Source organism: Rossellomorea sp. GQ25, from assembly GCF_059758515.1.
In genome coordinates, this window is sequence record NZ_JCAXEQ010000003.1 from 298,025 (window position 1) to 317,397 (window position 19,373).

Consider the following 19,373-nt stretch of genomic DNA (forward strand, 5'->3'; position numbering starts at 1 on the left):
GAAGTTTAAAGGAAGTCCTTCTTTTTTAACTCCTAATAAAATATATAATATAAAAAGGAGGTAAAGAGGTGGCTAATCAAATGATCACGACATGGGAGGAGCACTTATTCTGGCTTGAAGTATTACAGGATCATGCTTATTTCATCAGAGACCACTTATCTGCAGCTGAAGCAGAGTATGTGGGTGTTTCACAGCAGTACATTCAACTATTTGGGGAGCTTATCGACCAATTAAACCGCGTTCCGCGTACGGCAGACCATCAGAATGAAACCATGGTTCAGTTTTCAAATAAAGTGTGGCCAGTGGCCAAAGGCTATTTCGAATTTGAAGGAATGCTGCAATCGTTAAGGATCGATAATAAAGTTAATCTTAATTTATCCCCTACCTACCTAAACGGCACGCTTGCAGAAAATCAGGAATACTTGCGGTTTTTAGGGTATCTGCAGAAGGGGGAAGAGCCAGAGCCGCTTCCGTTGGTGGATTTGATGGATTTATGGCTTGAAGATCAGCTGGGGCACGCGGTATTATTTCAAAACGTAATCGATCCCATTGAAATTAACGCGAGCAGGCAGGCAGAGGCTTATATTAACCAATATCAAGTGTATATCGTTCAAAATCGGCATCTGAAAGGATATCTCAGATTTAAGCAGCCTGGCTTCGCCCGGCAGAGGGAATTTGCCTATGAAGTTGGTCAAACGACTTTGGAAATGAGTCAGTATATATCTGGAATGGTTATGAAATATAATAAGAAAAAACTGCTGAATAAAACCACTCTCCGTTTTTTAGAGCATCATTTTCCAGAAACCTGTTATTTCATTAAAAAGCTCAGCTATTATTCTCCAAAGCTTAAGGAGGCAGCCGGGAATTGCTCCTTAAAAAGAGCTACCTATTTATAATAGTTGTTAGAGGGTACTAGAAAAAATAGTAATGGTATAAGGATCCTATCACGGTGTGGAGTCATTCATATTCGGCAGCCCCACTTGCAACTTTGTTTTAATAATCAGGAGGGAAGGTCCATGGATATGAATGGGATTCACAGAAGGTGAATTAAAGTAGTAAGGATTATACAAAAGCTCATTATTCAGAATGATCAATTCGTAAAACGCTCTCAAAATTATTCTCAAATAATTTTGAGAGTTATTTTTTTGTCCTTTGAGCAATTCTTTCCAACATTGTTACCGTTCTGTGAATAAACTTCGACGAAATTTCGAAAATCTGTTTAAAGTTAAGTGAAACAAGGGTACCTTTTAATAGAATTTGATAGTATAGGTCTACAGTGATAAATCCGACATAAAGGAAGGTGATTTCCCTATGTTTAATAAATTCAAGCCATACTTGATTGTGTTGATCAGTCTGGTTTCATTATTTTTCATCATTATATTCAGTTCGGGAAGTGAAATGATCATTCTCGATCCGAAAGGGCCGGTAGGGGCCTTGCAGAAAGATCTGATCATGCTGTCAATCTACTATATGCTTGGCATTATGGTTGTCGTTCTTTCCTTCTTTACTGTTATTCTCCTAAAATATCGAAGCAGTAAAAAGGATAGTGACTATAAGCCCGAAATGCACGGGAGTACGAAATTAGAAATTATATGGACGCTTATTCCTGTATTGATTGTAATTGCCTTGTCTATCCCAAATACAAAGGCATTATATGAATTAAGGGAAGCTCCAAAAGCAACGGCTCATAAAGATCCGATTGTGATCCATGCCACTGCTGCGGACTGGAAGTGGATCTTCAGTTATCCCGAGGAAGGTATTGAGACGGTCAACTATGTCAATGTACCTGAAGACCATCCCATTTTATTCAAGGTGACGGCTGCAGATTCCATGGCTTCTTTCTGGGTGCCGCAAATCGGCGGACAGATTTATGGGATGCCAGGAATGGTAAATGATTTATACTTACAGGCTGATGAGCCAGGTACTTATGATGGAAGAAACTCAAACTTCACTGGTGAAGGAATGACCCACCAAAAGTTTGATTTTGTTGCGTTGGAAGAAGATGAGTATGAAGAGTGGGTAAGAGATGCTCAGGAAAATGAGCCGAAATTAACGGAAGAGACATATGAAAAGCTCATGCTGCCTGACACGGTTGAAGAAATGACCTTTTCATCCACTCATTTAGCCTTTGTCGACCATGGAAAGAACTCTGAATATGCCATGGCGATCCGTGAGAAATATGGTGTCGAGGCATCTTCACATGGTGCAGATAAAGAGGCAAAGTCAAGTCATGGAAATCACGGTGATCATGGAGACATGGAACATGATGAAGGACATGACAATGAAGAACATAAAGATCACGAAAATAACGAAGGACATGAGCACTAAGAAAGGAGGACTCTAGATGTTTGATTTTATTAAAGATAATTTAATCCTCAATGATCCGTTGATTCTTGGAGCCAACATTTCCATCGTTTTCACCGTAATTGGGATCGTCGCGACCCTTACGTACTTTAAAAAATGGAAATGGCTGTGGAATGACTGGATCACGAGTGTTGATCATAAAAAAATCGGGATCATGTATATCATTGCTGCATTGATCATGCTCTTCCGCGGAGGAGTCGATGCACTTTTAATGAGGGCGCAATTAACGGTGCCTAATAATGAATTTTTATCATCACAGCATTACAATGAAATCTTTACGACTCATGGTACGATCATGATTTTATTCATGGCGATGCCATTTTTACTTGGACTAATGAACGTCGTAGTCCCTCTCCAAATCGGTGCAAGGGACGTCGCATTCCCATTCCTGAATAACTTAAGCTTTTGGTCATTTATGTTTGGGGCGATCCTTTTCAATATGTCTTTCGTATTCGGTGGATCACCGGATGCAGGTTGGACGAACTATGCACCACTGGCAATTGAAGGAAGTCCGGGACCGGGAATTAACTATTACCTCCTTGGCCTGCAGATTTCTGGAATTGGTACATTATTAACGGGAATCAACTTTGTTGTTACGATTATTAAGATGCGTGCACCAGGCATGACGCTTCTTCGTATGCCGATGTTCACGTGGACGACATTGATCACAGCATTCATCATCGTATTTGCTTTCCCGATTCTAACGGTGACATTGGCGTTGATGACGTTTGACCGATTATTCGGTACGCATTTCTTCACGCTGACAGACGGCGGGAATCCGATGCTTTGGTCGAATTTATTCTGGCTATGGGGACACCCGGAAGTATATATCGTTATTTTGCCTGCTTTCGGTATTTTCTCAGAAATCATTGCTACATTTGCAAGAAAAACATTATTTGGTTATAAATCGATGATCATTTCACTTGTTGCGATCTCAGGGTTAAGCTTCGTTGTATGGGTTCACCATTTCTTCACAATGGGCGGAAGCGCTGCGGTTAACAGTGTATTCTCGATTTCGACTATGGCGATTGCCATACCGACCGGGATCAAAATATTTAACTGGTTGGGTACCCTTTATAAGGGACGGATTGAATTTACCGTCGCCATGATGTGGTCGGTTGCGTTTATCCCGACTTTCCTGATCGGTGGAGTGACAGGGGTCATGCTTGGAATGGCTGCAGCAGACTTCCAGTATCATAACAACTACTTCCTGGTTGCTCACTTCCACTACACGCTGATTGCCGGTGTGGTATTTGCCTGCTTTGCAGGACTGGTATACTGGTATCCAAAAATGTTCGGACATAAGATGAATGAACGCATAGGGAAATGGGCTTTCTGGTTCTTCTCTATCGGTTTCAATGTTTGTTTCTTACCACAATTCGTCTTAGGATTTTCCGGTATGCCAAGACGTGTGTACACATACGGACCGGAAGATGGCTGGACAGCATTGAACGTCATCTCTTCTGTTGGGGCATTCGGAATGGGTGTAGGATTCATGATCATCGTCTATAACGTTTACTACAGCTATCGTTTTGCGAAACGGGAACTATCCGGAGACGCTTGGGATGGACGTACACTTGAATGGGCGACTAGCTCTGCGATTCCTCCTCATTATAACTTCGCTCATGTTCCTGAAGTGAAGAGTGCGGATGCATTCTATTATATGAAGCAAGAAAGAAAAGAGTCAGGTAAACCGGAAAAGGTTGAGTATAAACCGATTCATATGCCAAGTAATGCAGGGACACCATTTATCATGTCCGGATTCTTCTTTGTTGCAGGATTCGGTTTAGTATTTGAACTGTGGTGGATGGCGATTCTTGCCCTCACTGGTATCTTCGGATGCATGGCATACCGCTCACTATTTTCACACAAACAGGATGCTGGTTACTATGTAAGTGTGGAAGAAATAGAAAAAACTGAAAACCCGTATAAGAGGGAGGCGTGAATATGGCACATAGTACGAATGTAGATCCAAACACGCCATTAGAGTATCAATCGGAGATCGGCAAACTGAATATATTCGGATTCTGGGTTTTCCTTGGTGCGGAAGTAGCTCTATTTGCCACTATTTTCGCGACATTCTTTGCCCTTGAAAGCGGCACGGTTGGAGGTCCGCTTCCATCTGAAGTGTTTGATCTGAAGAATACAATCATCATGACGTTACTATTATTGATCAGTAGTTTCACGTCAGGGTTATCAATAAATGAATTAAGAAGAAGAAACGTCAAGGGGATGATGGTCTGGCTGATCATCACCCTGCTCTTTGGCGCAGGATTCCTTTACATGGAAATCACGGAATTCCTTCACCTGATTCATGAGGGAGCCGCCATGGGAACCAATGCATACTGGTCTTCTTTCTATCTGTTGACCGGAACGCATGGTCTCCACGTATCATTAGGTATTTTATGGATTATACTGGTGATGTTCCAGGTGAAAAGACAAGGGTTAAATCCAGATACCGCTAAAAAACTATTCGTATCCAGCTTGTATTGGCACTTCCTGGACTTTGTATGGATCTTCGTGTTTACAAGCGTTTACTTACTAGGGATGGTGGGATAATGGAACACAATACAGCGAATCATAGTCGTATTCCTTGGACGCAGATCATTGGTTTTGTCTTATCCATTGCATTAACATTTTTGGCCGTTTGGTTCGGACTTTACGCAGGACTGGCGTACAATGTGATGGTTGCTCTTGTATTTGTTCTTGCCTTTATCCAGGCTGCCATCCAACTGTTTATGTTCATGCACGTAACAGAAGGAGAAGGCAGATGGCAGGTAGGAAAAATGATGTCAGCTGCATTTATCGCCCTTGTGATCGTCATTGGATCGATTTGGGTATTGAGCAATATGCATTAAAGATTGATAGAAAGAGGCTGTTGAATATTATTTCAGCAGCCTCTTTTTTATTGGCTCTTTTCGTAAACATTGTGGCTATTTTACAGAAGAAAGTAGTAGTTGATTTCCGCTACAGGATGCTCGCTTTCCGCGGAAAGCGGAGCAGTTCCCCTCACCATCCAGCACACGCTGATTGACAGAGCCCAGGCAGACCATATGTTTAAAAAAACAATCTTTGAGAAGAGAGCCTTTCGCAAAGTCTGGTGATCTAGTCAGAGAGTAGACATAGGTCAAAAGGTTGGTTGACAAGTGTAATCCTAAATTCTTATAATATCAATGTATGTGATAATGATAATCATTATCATTATAGGTGAATGAACAGGGGGATAAACCATGATTAAAACAGTTAATGAAACAGAATTCTTTATCATAAAAGGAGACAAGGCAGACAATTTTTTGTTCCGTCCGGTGGATTTCGAGCGGGATTTGTCCACTCTTCATGAATGGATGCACCAACCTCATATTGCCCCATTTTGGAAGTTGAACCTGCCACTGTCAGAGTTTGAACAATGGTTAAAGCAGTCTATCGAAGCTGATCATAAAGATATTTACATAGGAACATTTAACGGCGAACCAGTGTGTTACTTGATTGCATACTCCATTGAAAAAGATCCAATCAAGGAATATTATGAGTATCAGGCTGGCGATTTAGGCATGCACTTATTGATTGGTCCCAGAGCATATTTAAATAGAGAAGACGGACTTTCAATTATTAGATCGATGATCATTTTTTTATTTGATCACTATAAGGGGGCAAGAAGAATTATAGGAGAACCTGATATTCGCAATCGAATTGTGATACCAATATTGAAGAAATTGGGAGGGGAAGTAATAAGTAAAATTAATCTACAGAATAAAAAAGCTTCGTTGATTGTGGGAGAGAGAGAGTCGGTCATTGAGAAAATGAAAGATGAGGATATGCAGGTAGAGTGGCTGAAATCTATGAATTCGCAAAGGAATGAATTAGTCTGATGAAAGTGAAGACGCCTCTTAACCCTCAAGTAAGCGAACTATTACATACGATTAGTGAGAAAATGAAGGAACTTAAACATCCCTCATTGGATATTCTGACTCCAGAGCAATCCAGAGAATACTATAAAAGTGCCAGAGAATTTTTCACAACAATTTCCGTCGATGGGTTAGTGGTTGAAGATACCTTCATCCCTTCAGCAGAGGGACATAACATCCCGGTTCGAATCTATACACCAAGTGGAGAAGGTCCTTACCCTGTCCTCATTTATTCCCATGGGGGAGGTTGGGTATTTGGAGATTTGGACAGTGCAGATAACATATGCAGGTATTTTTCTAAGCATGCGGGCATCGTTGTCGTTTCCATCGGTTATCGCCTCGCCCCTGAACATAAATATCCTTCAGCGCTTCTGGATGTAATTGAATCCATTAAATGGACATTTAGGAATGGAGAAAGATTGAAAGGGGACATAACAAGAATCGCCGTTGGTGGTGAAAGCTCGGGAGGAAACTTGGCGGCCGCTGCTGCCATTTATTTTAGGGATATTGAAGAATACGAGTTGTTCCTTCAAGTCCTCATTACCCCCGTTTTGGATTATAACTTTGACACACTTTCCTACAGAGAAAATTATACATATAATCTCACAAATGAAAAAATTAAATGGTTTTGGGGACATTATTTGCATGATCCTTCTGAAGGCTCGGAGGTATATGTTTCACCTCTAAAAGTACACTCCATGGAAAAAATGCCTGATACACTACTTGTTACAGCTGAATTTGATCCTCTGAGGGAAGAAGGGTTTGCTTTCGGTGAACGTCTGCAGAATGCTGGTATAAGCGTCGAACTGTTGCATTATGAAGATATGGTCCATAGTTTCATTAACATGATAGGATCGGTGGATGAAGCCAAACATGCCCTGGATGAGATGACTATAAAGCTTAAAGGCATGCTGTACACTGTTAAGGTGAACGAATTTTAAAAAAGGTCATAGAAACTTTTGTGAAATAAAGTTTCTATGACCTTAATCGTTTGTACTAAAAATAAAACGAATTACACGTCTTCATTCTCATAGTTAAATTGCCACTGAATACCAAATTTATCGGTAACCTGACCATACAACTTACTCCAGAATGTCTCCTGAAGCTCCATATCCACCTTACCGCCTTCTTTCAATTTGTGGAAACGGGTTGTCAACTCTTCAGTATCCTTGCTTACCAGGGCCAGGGTGATGTTGTTTCCTTCTACAAATGGCATATCAGGAAACACGTCGGAAAACATGACGTTGCTGCCATCGATTGTCAGTCTTGTATGTAACACCAGGTTTTTAGCTTCTTCAGGAAGGGGATAATCAGGGTGGGGAGGTGCCTCTGCAAACGTCATGATCTGTGGTGGCTCAGTACCGAATACTTCTGCATAATACTCTACAGCTTCTCGACAATTTCCATTAAAATTAAGGTAAACATTGACTGACATGTCTATCACTCCTATTGATTATAATCACTACATTTTTTATTGTATCATCATCTTGTGATTACTAGTTATAAAAAAATGAATAATCAAAAAATAATTGCAATAATAGAGCGAGATATCGCTTTTGAGGAGGGGATCCCTATCGTGCATAAAAATGTTGTTGCAGCATTCTGATAAAATCATATCTTTCATTCAAGCGTATTTCATAAGAAGTGCGCTTTTTTATATGAAGAGTAATGAAATTATTGGGGGTTTGCCATTAATCATTGCCTACTGTGTCAGGAATTGATAGAATCATCAATTAGAGAAACTGTAAATTGAAAATGGGGAGTAGAAAAATGATAAATGTCACTAGTGGATTTAGAATAGAAAAAGACTTTCTAGGGGAAAAAGAAGTACCCGAAGATGTGTACTATGGAATACAAACGTTACGGGCAGTGGAAAACTTTCCGATTACGGGATATAAAATTCATAAAGAGATGATCGATGCACTGGCTACTGTGAAGAAAGCGGCAGCCCTTGCCAATATGGAGACCACTCGTCTTTATGAGGGGATCGGCCGAGCCATCGTGCAAGCCTCTGATGAAATTCTGGAAGGGAAGTTTCATGAATTTTTCATTGTGGATCCCATACAGGGAGGAGCAGGCACTTCCATCAACATGAATGCCAATGAAGTTATTGCCAATCGTGCCCTGGAGCTCATGTCCCATCATAAAGGGGAATATGGAAAAGTAAGCCCCAACAGTCATGTGAATATGTCTCAATCAACCAATGATGTATTCCCGACGGTCATCCATATTTCCACTCTGAAATTATTGGAAAAGCTCCTTGTCACGATGGAAGATATGCTGTATGTCTTTAAAAAGAAAGCCCTGGAATTTGATCCTGTCATTAAAATGGGCCGTACCCACCTGCAGGATGCTGTACCGATTCGTCTTGGTCAGGAATTTGAGGCGTATAGCAGGGTAGTGGAGCGCGATATTAAACGGATCGCACGAACCAGGGAGCATCTATATGAAGTGAATATGGGAGCGACCGCAGTAGGAACTGGATTAAATGCTGATCCTGTTTATATTGAGAATGTAGTGAAGCATCTGGCAGATATAAGCGGATTGCCTTTAACAGGAGCTGAGCACCTTGTCGATGCCACGCAAAATACCGACGCTTATACAGAAGTTTCTGCGGCCTTGAAGGTATGTATGATCAATATGTCGAAGATTGCCAACGACCTGCGCATGATGGCTTCAGGACCACGGGCAGGACTAGGTGAAATTTCACTGCCATCGAGACAACCTGGTTCTTCCATCATGCCTGGTAAAGTGAATCCAGTCATGCTGGAGCTGATCAATCAAGTTGCCTTTCAGGTAATAGGAAATGATCACACGATCTCCTTGGCATCGGAAGCCGGCCAGCTTGAACTGAACGTGATGGAGCCTGTACTCGTATTCAATCTCCTTCAATCCATCAGCATCATGAACAATGCATTCAGAAGCTTTACGGACAATTGTTTAGCCGGCATTGAAGCAAATGAAACACGGATGAAGGAATATGTAGAAAACAGTGTGGGCATCATTACAGCGGTCAATCCCCACTTAGGATATGAAGTTGTATCTCGTATTGCCAGGGAAGCCATTCTTAAAGGAAAGTCCGTAAGAGAGCTTTGCCTGGAATATGATGTTCTGACAGAGGAAGAGCTGGATTTGATCTTGAATCCTTATGAAATGACGAATCCCGGGATTGCGGGAAGAGTGTTATTTGACCGGGCATAAAGTATCAATGACTAGTCTGTATAAAAAAGAGGTTCAGGTTTGCAGGGAAAATCATTTTTCTCTGCAAGCCTTTTTATTTGTTGGTAATAGATATTCTCTTAACCAATTTTCCAATTACATTTGTGAATGAATTATTCTAGATTAATAGTGTGTTGGCTAGTTCATTCATCTTTAATGACTTTGTCAGCGAGTTACTTATTTGAATGAGGTCGAAAGGGGAAATTATAATCCATTGTTGCAAGTATTATAGAGGGAGTTTTAAAAGATAAAGGGAACCTATGTATAACAAGAGTATGTACAAAGGGGGAAGGGTCAGGATGTCTATTGGGAGGATTATTTATTACCATCGAAAGATAACAAAATAAGGCGCAATGTTTAATGGTACACCTAATGCTATATGACTCCAAACAAAGCGATTGCAAGGGGGCCATTAGAGCAGAGGCATTCATGAACGATTCCCTGACTGAGCCTTTATTTAACATGGGCTATGCACAAGCCGGTGCAGAAGCAAAATTGACTGGTGAGGATGGGAAAGTTTATAAAGGAACTTTAGGATATGGACCATCATTTAAAATCGTTTTACCATTTTCAGATGAACAATATAATATGGAAGTGAATGTTCTAGGACATTTTACACTTCATAAAACTTTTAATATTGGCGCTCATGGTAAAAAAGAAATCTTGTTCAAAACACTTGAAGCTGGTGATGTGAATAAAGATGATGTCATCGATGTGATGGATGCTGTTTACATTCAAGAGAAGTGGGAGACAAGTGACCGCGATGCTGATATTAACTTCGACGGCAGCGTTGATGCTGCTGATGGATTTGTGCAGAAGAATTACCTCTTGCAAAATCCATCAGCAGCAAATGCCCCGAAGGTAAAAGAGAACTACAAAGGCAAATCATTGGAGAGAATTCAGGAAGAGCTTGGAATTCAATAAGTTTATAAACAAGTGATGATCATCATTCGGATCTGTTGGAGTGTTTAGGGGTAAATTCCTTAAACACTCTTTTTTTATGCAAAGGGTCCTTTAAACTATATCGACATCTTCACAATACAAGGCGAACGGCTTCTCCTGGGGCTTAAGTTACGGATATCCTTTTTCAGACATTTCTCTGCTGAGAACGTGCTCCGCATTTTCGTAGGATGAGCCATGTAATTACGCTAATTACAATTAAGACACATTCAAGCGTTAAGATATACCACGGATACGGCCCCAGTACATCAAATAGACTTGGGCTTTTTGGTTTGTGGCGTAAAAACCAATAATTTCCGTCTGCCTGCTTATTCACGAACAAGATGATCGGCATTAGGAGGTTAATAAAGACAATTTGTTTCGTAAACGACCAGAATGTTGGATGATACCCTTTTGCCAACGTAAAATACAACGTTACCCATACGGCAAGCAAATGCCCATAGAAAAAGTGAAGAAATCGAAAGTGAGGGAAATCATATGTCAAGGCGGGAGTAATGATTGCTTGTGTTGCACCTAAAACAGCAATAAAAAATAATAATTCAAAGAATATTTTTTTTCTGGTCAATAGTAAACAGATACATAAAATGACAGCGATATTACACAACTCCAAAGGCATGGAACGGCCGAATTTCCATACTCCATGTACATACATCCATACATGATTCATGATCTCCATTAAAATCAAGGAATAAGCTGTTCCTTTTTCAATTCTTTTCCATTTACTATCATTCAAATTTTTACGGTATAGAAAAATGATGACTGCAACAAAAATAAAGATGGCTAACGTAACAACGTGACTTACAGAAAACAAGCTAAAATGGAAAGATTGATGACTGTGGCCAAACCAATCCATGATTTCCCACCCCTAGTTTAAGTATAGAGCAAACATATGGTGTGCTTTTTGGAAGGTTTTTATACGGCTTATGCTTTTTTAACTAAAATATTGAAGTTGAGATCAAGGTAAAAGCAAATTTAAACTTTTTGGAGTTTCCTGAAGGTAAAGTAGAAGGAAAAAAAGATAAAAAAACTAAACAAGAATATTTCGAAGCATTAGAAAAAAAGTGAGTGTATGCTGAAATAGCAAGTGCGGGTAGTAATGAAGGTGATATGAAAGATAAATCCGCGACATGAAAGATTGGAAATGGGGAGTATCCCATCTTCATTTCCGATTCGAATTCAGTGAATTTGTCCATTAAATAATTGATTGATTCATTTTGCCATCCTAGTGATCGGCATTTTTTATTTAGAAAAGATTTGAAGAGGATAGGAAAAATCGAGTGAATGACAAAGTCGACTCACTCGATTCTTTTTTCCTGTTTCTTTTTTCTACGATATAAATCCAGCGTCTTTTATCCTTCAGACAAGATTTCAATCATCTGCAGGGTTCTTTTGTCACGTGTGGATTGCTGTTTAGCCGAAAAGATTTGCCTCGCCCAGTCTTTTTGATAGCCAGGAGTGAAAGTTAATTTTGAAATAAATTCAGTTTGAATGAACGAATGGAATTCTAATTTTGTGGATCGATTCAACGATTTACAAGTGGAAATCAACCACTGCTCTACTGGCTGAAAAGCAACAATGTTTACGAAAACAGCCGGATACTACAAGGACCCTTCTTACCCTTTTACCTATTTCTTATTATAGAATACAGATGCTTATTGTATAGAAATGCGCCGAGTTTTTCATCGATCCAATAAACTTTTTTCAATGGCTCTTTTCGCGAAGTTTGTTGCTATCTTAAGGAAGAAAGTAGTAGTTGATTTCCGCTACAGGATGCTCGCTTTCCGCGGGGCTGGCGGTGAGCCTCCGGGGTCTCACCTGTCCAGCTACGGGGCTAAGGGGCTCGAGGTCATAAGCCAAGTCTGCCAAAAAGGCAAAGAGCGCCTTTCCGGCAGACGCGTCTTATGCTTGTCGCCCCTGGGCAAAGCCCCTCCGCTTTTCGTACTGTCCAACTATTACCGCAGGAGTCGAGCACCTGCAGCGAGAATCAACTTTCTGAGCTTGTTTCTTTAAAAGAAATAAATAAAAACAAAAACTTTTAACAAACAATATTTTTTAAAGAGTTTTTTTGACACCTTTTAGATCTGTCACGAAAATCTCTTGAAGATGGTGAGGGGAAATGCGTAGACTCCGGCGGATTTTGGTCGTGTCGAGACCCCGGAAGCGAAGCTGTGAGGATTGGCCGAACGCTAGCTGCAAGCGGGGCAGTTCCCCTCACCATCCAACACAAACTAATAGACAGAGCCCAATTAGATCTTATGTTAAAAAACAACAATCTTTGCGAAAAAAGATGTTTACCTTTTACTAGGAATGATTTTTTCTTCAATAAACTAATAGTACTGCTTTTCATATTCTTGGTTTACATCCGAGACAAATGCCACAGGAGAGATTACAAACGGTACATTAGAAATCAACAACTCACAAGACATGGAAACAAAGATCATCGAAGCTACTGGGTTTGCACCTTCCCAATTAAAGTACGGTGAATGGTTAACAATTGATAATACAGGTGATATGGATACTTATCTAAAAGCCACATATAACCAGTCTTTAAGTGCAGATGTTCCTTTAGACGCATATAAAGTAGGTTATATTGCGTATAAGCTTTCAGAAGGTCAAGAAATGACGGATGACATTCTTGAAGATTCAAGAATTTATTTAGATCAATTATTCAATGGCACAACCAATGAAGTAAGATCAGTTTCTAAGTCGATAGCTCCCGGAGTTGAGATGGTTGTCGGATTTGTAGAGGAAGAAGACGTTCAACCTGCTGCAAAAGGCATGAATGGAAAAGCCAAGATGGTACTTGGGGATGGTTCTAAAGAAGGCGAGAAGCATGAATTCTGGCAATTAAATGAAGACCAATATATTGATCTTTCTTTCGCGATTAAACTGGACGAAAAAGCCGGTAATGAATATCAAGGAGTTACTTATACATCGAATTTGAATGTAACAGCCAAGCAAATGGATGATGGAAGTAAAAACTAAGGTATCCCTAAAATAGAATAACTTCGAGAATAATGTTTGAAAAGACAATCCATAGGAGACAATCCTGATAGATTGTCTTTTTTTACTCTTAAATAAAGGAGATCAAAAGTTAATGAAGAAGTGCTACTGGAGAATCCTTTTCTTGGTCTTTATGTTGTTCACGGGAGGATGTCAGGCGAACATAGGGGAGAATACCTATCAAAAAGAGGAAGAGGCGGTGAAAGAGACAATGAATGCGTCAGTCAAGGTTGATCCATCGATTAACCTTTCAAGTGAGAAAATGGTTTCCATTATCATTGAATTTAAGATAAAACCTGCAAAAATAGCCGTTTTGGAAGCAGAAGCTCAAGGCGTGGATATGACGCTGGACAAAGCCAAGGAACACGTTGAACAGAGTCATCAGGCTTTCGAGCAAGAACTTCATGCTTTTCTGGATGATAATGAAGTGGAATATCGTATCAAACATAGGTATAAGACAGCCTTTAATGGCGTGTCAATGGAATTGCCTGCAACCGAAATTAAGAGATTAATGGGATCCTCCGTGATTTCCAGGATTTATCCAAATGAGGAGATCCAACTGGATCCTCCTATCCAGCCATCAAATCAAATGTAATTTAACCGCCACACCTTCATGTATCAAAAAGGTGTGGCGGTTATCTTTTTTTTGCTAATTTTACAAAGTTACAATCATTTTCGGAAAATAGTATAAAGATGTGAGAGAAATCGGGAAAATAGATTAGGTATTAAGAATCATATCTGTTTTCTTCATAATGCTAAATAATTGAAAATTTTTCAAATATCTAAGATTTAGTGTGAATATTTCATTGAAATGTACTTCGTGAAGTGAAAATATTAGTGGTGTAAGAAAGAAGAACTAGGTAAATCGTTTTGGTGGAGACGGATGAAAAACCACTTAAAACCCCAATTTTTTCATGATCACTTACTAGTATAATAGAAGTAGAACTTGTATTAAATAAAAATCTAAAACGTTGGAACTGTTAATTGGATTAAATGAACCAACTTATACTACGTCACCCTGGAGGTTAAATCATGCATATTGGGACATTTATAAAGTATTATAGAATCTTTAAGGGGATGACCCAAAAGCAGGTGGGCGATGGGATCTGTACCCCTGGACATATCAGTAAGATTGAAAGCGGACACTTACAGATTACGAAAGATAAAATCGAATTGTTCAATCAAAGGTTAAATATTAACGTTGAGAAAGAGTTAAAGGCGTATAAAAAATTACGATTAGATTTAGAATTGTGGCATGATGTCATGATCAAGCAGGTAAATGGAAAGATCGAATTATTGAAAGAGACCATCGAACAAAATCCATTAATCAAAATTGAAACCCTTAATGGCACCTTTAAGCTACTGAAAGCAAGGTACTTTATTCTGAAAGGGGAGGTAAAAGAAGCTGCCTTCTATTTAAGTCAGTTTTCCAATAAGCGTCTGTCCTTCCATATGTTCGATTATGATTTTCAGTTATACTATCATATAAAAGGCATGTATGAGCTTGCAAAAGGAAATCCACAAACAGCAATAAAGTATTTGGAGAAAATAGATCGAGATATTTATTCCAATCCTGAATCCTACTATCATATGTCAGTTGGCTATCATGATCTTGGGCAGCATGACAAGTCCCTCCGATATAGTCAGCTGGCACTCAACTATTTTAAAGAGACCTTTAATTTTACAAGATGTGTAGACGCTGCTACGATTCAGTTGATAGCAGAAGGTAAAAATGAAGAGTCGAGTCTTGTATCGATGGTAGAGAAATATGGTGAGTTGATTCAGCACTGCGATAATCTGCATGACCATAGAAGAAAAGCCGTTCTTTACCTGAATTTAGGGAATCTTTATCGAGACGTAATGGATGATAGAAAGGCTAGAGATGCATTCCAAGTAGCAAATGGTTTATTAAAGCATGAGGCCCTTACAGAAGAGTATGTCATCAGTCTTTTTGGCTATATTGATAGTTCATTGAACGAAGATGGTTCAGCAAATAATGAAAAATTTGCAAGTTTAATAGAAGAAGGACAGGCCTGCGTTAGAGATATGAAACATTCCTACATGGAAACTCTTTTTGCCATGCTTGAGATCAGAGTACATGAAGGGGAACAAGCCTATTATCAATATATGGAGAATGTCATCATTCCTTTATTGAAGGAAGAAGGGCAATATTCTCAGTGCAACTATTATATCCAAAAGCTGTACACTCATAATCAAATGGATGGGAAAGAGGCAAAAGAAAAAGAATGCGTTGCGTTCTAAGCTAACAATTATAAGATTAGAAATTACCCAGTTAGGAGAGATTTGATGGAAAACCCGGATCGTTTAATCTCATCGTTTGATGAAATCACCCTTAGGGATTATAAAATGCCAATTATCTGTATATATGCAAGTCCCAAAGATTATCAAGGGATGTTTGTAGCAAGACTATTCGACGTGAATCAACCGACTCATTATATCTTGATGAGACCTACATTAGAAGCGGTTAGAATGGAAATTCCCAACCGATTCTCGTTGGTTCCAAAAGCCCAGGGCGAAGATTCTAGCATAGTTGAAACGTGGATTTAGTGTATAAAAAAAGCTTCATTCCTTCTGAAAGGAATGAAGCTTTTTTTATACATTTTCATTAGCCAAAGGATAGAATTTCCTTTCGATTTTTTTATATTCGTCAAGCTCCCGGGTCAGCCGTGCCAGTTTGTGAACCTCCTGCATAAGAAAGGTTTTGTCTAATTCGTAAATCACTTCTTTTTCAATATGATCAATGGTATTACAGGCAAATTCCCAAATGGTTTTATGCTTAGAGGGGTCAATGGACTCTGCAATAAGAGCGAGTGCCCGAACGATATCAGTAATGATAAGATGATTGTCTTTTGCATAATGCCTGATATAGCCAAATCCACGATAGAGATAATAATCAAATGCTTCTGTCTGGAGGATGATTCGAATTCTTCCTTCTTGGTCGATCAAATACGGGGTGAAGGATAGGTGATCTTCAACTGTTACCATCAGATCGGCCATTTGATCAATCGTATTGGAGGCTGTTTTAGGATCATCATTCCCAAGGGATTTGATCGCAACCTCTGCAAGCTTATGAATCCCCATCTGCAGGTCTTGAATTTCCGTCTCCTTATGGCCCATTTCGATAAAGTCGAGATAGTGATCAGTAGAAATATCCTCAGTTTTCGGTCCCCATATGCTCACCAATTCATTCCCGGTCAAAACATAATCCCCGACTTTATAGTGGAGCTGGATGACAAGCTGATCATTTTTTGCCGCTTCAATCATTCCATGAAAATCGATCAACTGTATATATCCCGACTCTCTTGACTTCACATGAATGATATTCTTCTTATGATGCTCCATCATATCGCCGGTATTTCTAGTTCGATGGGTTTCTAAGTCATGTTTCAGCGTTTGATTGATCATCACTTCAGAAACCTGCTTCATATTGTACGTAATATTGTGTACCTGCATCCAAGTAGAGGCATGGTTAATGAAGAAGATAAAAGTGAGAGCAGTAAGGAATGCAAGTCCAATCGTCATGGTCGGGGCAGCAACAAACAGTTCTTCCTTTGAATTTCCGATAAAAAGAAAGAGGAACAGTACATATACAAAACTACCATTAAAAATTCCAAGGGCATGCTGTGTTTGTTTGTCCGAAATGAAATCCAGGAGCATCCTGGGTGAAAACTGACCACTGAACATCGTGAGTACAACAAGCAGTGAATTCAAGGTGAAAGCACTGAGCGTCAGGATTGCCCCGATGAGTGTACTGACAAGCATGCGTGTAACAGATGCATCCATACTTAAGAAATCGAATGTATACTGAGAGATGTCAGCATACAGATCTAAATAGAGGGTGAGTACTACAAGCAGTATGGAAAAACAAATATAAAAGAAAGGCATATACCATATGTTCAGCCGAATCTCACGCATTCTCTGCCGTTTGGACATCACCATATATTTTCTGATGGATAAGGGAAGCATTTTTTTTAGCATAATTGATCCGGTTCCTTTCAAATAAAGGGATATGGAATAGTTTTCCCCGCCAGAACATGTTAAAACGTCTCTTTGCAAATTAGATTGATAAACTCCTAGACAGGGTTCAAACTAAAGTAAACCGATAGGGAAAGATGCTATCTGTAACATTAGAAAGAATTTTTTAAAAATACTAAAAATAGTATTGACGAGGGAATGAATCCCCTTTATAATCCAATTCATACTCAAATAGCAAGTGATACCAAAACGAAACATTATATCTCTTATCAAGAGCGGCGGAGGGATAGGCCCGATGAAGCCCGGCAACCTACAGGATCAGACTGTAAAGGTGCCAATTCCTACAGATTCCATACGGATCTGGAAGATAAGGGGAGGAGCATGATCATTTAGCCCTCTTCTTAAAAGAAGAGGGCTTTTCTGTATACCTCTTTCTTTTCCGCTCATATCTCTCAAGTGGATCTTCAACTAGGATGAATCATTCTTACGTAATAAGTGAAAAGTCGATAAAAGGAGGATGAACGATGTCAACGATTAATGTGGCACTTCTGGGGTTCGGAACGGTAGGGCAAGGAGTCTGTGAAGCAATCGATACTCATCAGGACAGATTGAAGGAAGTACTAGGTAATGAGGTGAAAGTAAGGGCGATCCTTATTAAAGATCCCACAAAAGAGCGGAACATTGAACCATCCATCAACGTCACAACGGATTTCCAAGACATCCTGGATATCCCGGACCTACACGTGATCTTTGAAGCGATCGTGGGGGAGGAGCCGAGCTATACGTATTTAACCGAAGCCATTGAGAAGGGAGTTCATATCGTCACGGCCAATAAAGCGATGTTTGCCAAATATGGTCCTGAGCTATTGGAAAAAGCGAAAAGGAACGGGGTATCGGTCGGATTTGAAGCGACGACAGCCGGAGGAATCCCGGTGATCGGCAGTATCAGGCAGCTTCTGAAGGTGAATGAAATCAGACAAATTCAAGGGATTTTGAATGGGACGTCCAACTTCATCTTATCTCAAATGAGAAAAAGAGGTCTTGCCTTTGATACAGCCTTAAAGATTTCTCAGGAGAAGGGATACGCTGAAGCCGATCCGACAAATGACATCGAAGGCCATGATGCGTTCTATAAATTGCTAATTTTAAGTCAAACAGCCTTTGGCAGACAGCCCGATTGGAAGAATATTCGACGTAAGGGGATCTCCCACCTGACTGCAGAGTGGCTCCGGGCAGCGGAATCCTTTCGATTACGGTTTAAGCACGTAGGTTCTCTCCAGCGGGATTCAGTCGACCATATCAAAGGTGAAGTAGAGCCCATCCTAGTTCATGACACCCATCCTTTTTACGGTGTGGAGGATGTGGAAAATGCAATATCTCTAAAGGGTAGTCTTGTAGGAAGGATTACCCTGCTTGGTCCAGGAGCAGGAAAATTGCCTACAGGCAGCGCCATGGTAGAGGATTTTCTTTCGTTGATAGAGAGGAAGTATACCACCTCTGCCGAAAGCATAGCGAGTACCGGGGAGGTTCTTGTTGAGAGCAGTCACCAATGGGTTCTGAGAATCCGTGAAGATGATGATTATCAAAACTGGATCCCATCGTTCACTTTAAAGGATCGTATTCAGCTGGGCGATTACTTGTACGTATTTGTTGAAGGAAGGAAAGAGGCACTGGAATCGCTTCTTCGGACGCATGATCATATTCAAGCTGTGTCTATTCTGGATGAAATTCCGTTGGAAAATGAAGTGAAGACTGGAGCTGCAGTTTCCTAAAAAGAGTATTTAACAAAGGATCCTATATGATAGATCGTTATTGGAAGAGAATTTGTATTAGAAAATGTTTACCATGATGTTGATTGGAGCGGAAGGTGCTCGACTCCTGCGGGAATAGCGGGACAGGTAAGACCCCACAGGAGCAGAGCGACGA

At 40.0% G+C, this 19,373-nt stretch carries 17 protein-coding genes, 1 pseudogene and 1 riboswitch; of the genes and pseudogenes, 14 read left to right on the forward strand and 4 right to left on the reverse strand.

Annotation, left to right across the window (positions count from 1 at the left end; translation table 11 throughout):
• Nucleotides 1–68: 68 nt before the first annotated feature.
• The 7 genes from AC6CIB_RS12280 to AC6CIB_RS12310 all read left to right on the forward strand — a co-directional run bounded on the left by AC6CIB_RS12280 (nt 69) and on the right by AC6CIB_RS12310 (nt 7,210).
• Nucleotides 69–896 (forward strand): DUF2935 domain-containing protein, encoded by an 828-nt coding sequence (locus tag AC6CIB_RS12280; RefSeq protein ID WP_498281026.1) that lies wholly within the window; start codon nt 69–71, stop codon nt 894–896.
• A 415-nt stretch (nt 897–1,311) separates the two neighbouring features.
• Complete coding sequence (gene qoxA / locus AC6CIB_RS12285) at nt 1,312–2,328, forward strand: cytochrome aa3 quinol oxidase subunit II (RefSeq protein WP_498281028.1); 1,017 nt, start codon at nt 1,312–1,314, stop codon at nt 2,326–2,328.
• Nucleotides 2,329–2,344: 16 nt separating this feature from the next.
• Nucleotides 2,345–4,309 (forward strand): cytochrome aa3 quinol oxidase subunit I, encoded by a 1,965-nt coding sequence (gene qoxB / locus AC6CIB_RS12290; protein ID WP_498281030.1) that lies wholly within the window; start codon nt 2,345–2,347, stop codon nt 4,307–4,309.
• 2 nt (nt 4,310–4,311) lie between these two features.
• Complete coding sequence (gene qoxC, locus AC6CIB_RS12295) at nt 4,312–4,923, forward strand: cytochrome aa3 quinol oxidase subunit III (protein ID WP_148970166.1); 612 nt, start codon at nt 4,312–4,314, stop codon at nt 4,921–4,923.
• Nucleotides 4,923–5,222: a cytochrome aa3 quinol oxidase subunit IV gene (qoxD, locus tag AC6CIB_RS12300; RefSeq protein WP_044338256.1), complete on the forward strand. Its 300-nt coding sequence runs from the start codon at nt 4,923–4,925 to the stop codon at nt 5,220–5,222. The genes qoxC and qoxD overlap by 1 nt, the downstream gene beginning before the upstream one ends.
• Before the next feature lie 372 nt (nt 5,223–5,594).
• Nucleotides 5,595–6,233 carry a GNAT family N-acetyltransferase gene (locus AC6CIB_RS12305; protein ID WP_498281032.1) on the forward strand — a complete coding sequence of 213 codons (639 nt, stop codon included), beginning with the start codon at nt 5,595–5,597 and terminating at the stop codon, nt 6,231–6,233.
• On the forward strand, nt 6,233–7,210 hold the full coding sequence (locus tag AC6CIB_RS12310) for an alpha/beta hydrolase (RefSeq protein ID WP_498281034.1): 978 nt from the start codon (nt 6,233–6,235) through the stop codon (nt 7,208–7,210). Before AC6CIB_RS12305 ends, AC6CIB_RS12310 begins: the two co-directional genes overlap by 1 nt.
• A 71-nt stretch (nt 7,211–7,281) precedes the next feature.
• Here AC6CIB_RS12310 and AC6CIB_RS12315 read toward each other — a convergent pair whose 3' ends face one another.
• Nucleotides 7,282–7,704 (reverse strand): VOC family protein, encoded by a 423-nt coding sequence (locus tag AC6CIB_RS12315; protein WP_498281036.1) that lies wholly within the window; start codon nt 7,702–7,704, stop codon nt 7,282–7,284.
• Between the two features lie 335 nt (nt 7,705–8,039).
• On the opposite strand from AC6CIB_RS12315, the gene aspA reads away from it, so the two are divergent.
• Both aspA and AC6CIB_RS12325 read left to right on the forward strand, forming a co-directional pair.
• Nucleotides 8,040–9,470, forward strand: coding sequence for an aspartate ammonia-lyase (gene aspA, locus AC6CIB_RS12320; protein WP_498281038.1), 1,431 nt, complete (start codon nt 8,040–8,042; stop codon nt 9,468–9,470).
• 378 nt (nt 9,471–9,848) lie between these two features.
• Nucleotides 9,849–10,412 carry a dockerin type I repeat-containing protein gene (locus AC6CIB_RS12325; protein WP_498281040.1) on the forward strand — a complete coding sequence of 188 codons (564 nt, stop codon included), beginning with the start codon at nt 9,849–9,851 and terminating at the stop codon, nt 10,410–10,412.
• A gap of 163 nt (nt 10,413–10,575) precedes the next feature.
• Here the strand turns inward: AC6CIB_RS12325 and AC6CIB_RS12330 are convergent, their stop codons facing one another.
• Nucleotides 10,576–11,301, reverse strand: a complete 726-nt coding sequence (locus AC6CIB_RS12330; RefSeq protein WP_498281042.1) for a YwaF family protein — start codon at nt 11,299–11,301, stop codon at nt 10,576–10,578.
• 496 nt (nt 11,302–11,797) lie between these two features.
• A pseudogene (locus AC6CIB_RS12335) lies at nt 11,798–11,911 on the reverse strand (YdeI/OmpD-associated family protein); the annotation flags it as partial.
• Nucleotides 11,912–12,872: 961 nt separating this feature from the next.
• Between AC6CIB_RS12335 and AC6CIB_RS12340 the strand changes: the two are divergent.
• From AC6CIB_RS12340 to AC6CIB_RS12355, 4 genes are all read left to right on the forward strand, one after another.
• Complete coding sequence (locus AC6CIB_RS12340) at nt 12,873–13,433, forward strand: hypothetical protein (RefSeq protein WP_498281044.1); 561 nt, start codon at nt 12,873–12,875, stop codon at nt 13,431–13,433.
• A 112-nt stretch (nt 13,434–13,545) separates the two neighbouring features.
• Nucleotides 13,546–14,046, forward strand: a complete 501-nt coding sequence (locus AC6CIB_RS12345) for a protease inhibitor I9 family protein (protein WP_498281046.1) — start codon at nt 13,546–13,548, stop codon at nt 14,044–14,046.
• A 437-nt stretch (nt 14,047–14,483) separates the two neighbouring features.
• Nucleotides 14,484–15,713: a helix-turn-helix domain-containing protein gene (locus AC6CIB_RS12350; RefSeq protein WP_498281048.1), complete on the forward strand. Its 1,230-nt coding sequence runs from the start codon at nt 14,484–14,486 to the stop codon at nt 15,711–15,713.
• Nucleotides 15,714–15,758: 45 nt separating this feature from the next.
• Nucleotides 15,759–16,019, forward strand: a complete 261-nt coding sequence (locus AC6CIB_RS12355) for a hypothetical protein (protein WP_498281050.1) — start codon at nt 15,759–15,761, stop codon at nt 16,017–16,019.
• Nucleotides 16,020–16,064: 45 nt separating this feature from the next.
• Here the strand turns inward: AC6CIB_RS12355 and AC6CIB_RS12360 are convergent, their stop codons facing one another.
• On the reverse strand, nt 16,065–17,450 hold the full coding sequence (locus AC6CIB_RS12360) for a DUF2254 domain-containing protein (RefSeq protein ID WP_498281052.1): 1,386 nt from the start codon (nt 17,448–17,450) through the stop codon (nt 16,065–16,067).
• Nucleotides 17,451–17,710: 260 nt separating this feature from the next.
• Nucleotides 17,711–17,821, forward strand: a riboswitch (SAM riboswitch).
• 150 nt (nt 17,822–17,971) lie between these two features.
• Here AC6CIB_RS12360 and AC6CIB_RS12365 point away from each other — a divergent pair.
• Nucleotides 17,972–19,219, forward strand: a complete 1,248-nt coding sequence (locus tag AC6CIB_RS12365; protein ID WP_498281054.1) for a homoserine dehydrogenase — start codon at nt 17,972–17,974, stop codon at nt 19,217–19,219.
• Nucleotides 19,220–19,373: the final 154 nt, after the last annotated feature.

Coding starts and splice junctions, on each gene's coding strand:
- qoxA (WP_498281028.1), top strand. CDS start 1,312: ATGTTTAATAAATTCAAGCCATACTTGATTGTGTTGATCAGTCTGGTT.
- qoxB (WP_498281030.1), top strand. CDS start 2,345: ATGTTTGATTTTATTAAAGATAATTTAATCCTCAATGATCCGTTGATT.
- qoxC (WP_148970166.1), top strand. CDS start 4,312: ATGGCACATAGTACGAATGTAGATCCAAACACGCCATTAGAGTATCAA.
- qoxD (WP_044338256.1), top strand. CDS start 4,923: ATGGAACACAATACAGCGAATCATAGTCGTATTCCTTGGACGCAGATC.
- AC6CIB_RS12305 (WP_498281032.1), top strand. CDS start 5,595: ATGATTAAAACAGTTAATGAAACAGAATTCTTTATCATAAAAGGAGAC.
- AC6CIB_RS12310 (WP_498281034.1), top strand. CDS start 6,233: ATGAAAGTGAAGACGCCTCTTAACCCTCAAGTAAGCGAACTATTACAT.
- AC6CIB_RS12315 (WP_498281036.1), bottom strand. CDS start 7,704: ATGTCAGTCAATGTTTACCTTAATTTTAATGGAAATTGTCGAGAAGCT.
- aspA (WP_498281038.1), top strand. CDS start 8,040: ATGATAAATGTCACTAGTGGATTTAGAATAGAAAAAGACTTTCTAGGG.
- AC6CIB_RS12325 (WP_498281040.1), top strand. CDS start 9,849: ATGGTACACCTAATGCTATATGACTCCAAACAAAGCGATTGCAAGGGG.
- AC6CIB_RS12330 (WP_498281042.1), bottom strand. CDS start 11,301: ATGGATTGGTTTGGCCACAGTCATCAATCTTTCCATTTTAGCTTGTTT.
- AC6CIB_RS12340 (WP_498281044.1), top strand. CDS start 12,873: ATGGAAACAAAGATCATCGAAGCTACTGGGTTTGCACCTTCCCAATTA.
- AC6CIB_RS12345 (WP_498281046.1), top strand. CDS start 13,546: ATGAAGAAGTGCTACTGGAGAATCCTTTTCTTGGTCTTTATGTTGTTC.
- AC6CIB_RS12350 (WP_498281048.1), top strand. CDS start 14,484: ATGCATATTGGGACATTTATAAAGTATTATAGAATCTTTAAGGGGATG.
- AC6CIB_RS12355 (WP_498281050.1), top strand. CDS start 15,759: ATGGAAAACCCGGATCGTTTAATCTCATCGTTTGATGAAATCACCCTT.
- AC6CIB_RS12360 (WP_498281052.1), bottom strand. CDS start 17,450: ATGCTAAAAAAAATGCTTCCCTTATCCATCAGAAAATATATGGTGATG.
- AC6CIB_RS12365 (WP_498281054.1), top strand. CDS start 17,972: ATGTCAACGATTAATGTGGCACTTCTGGGGTTCGGAACGGTAGGGCAA.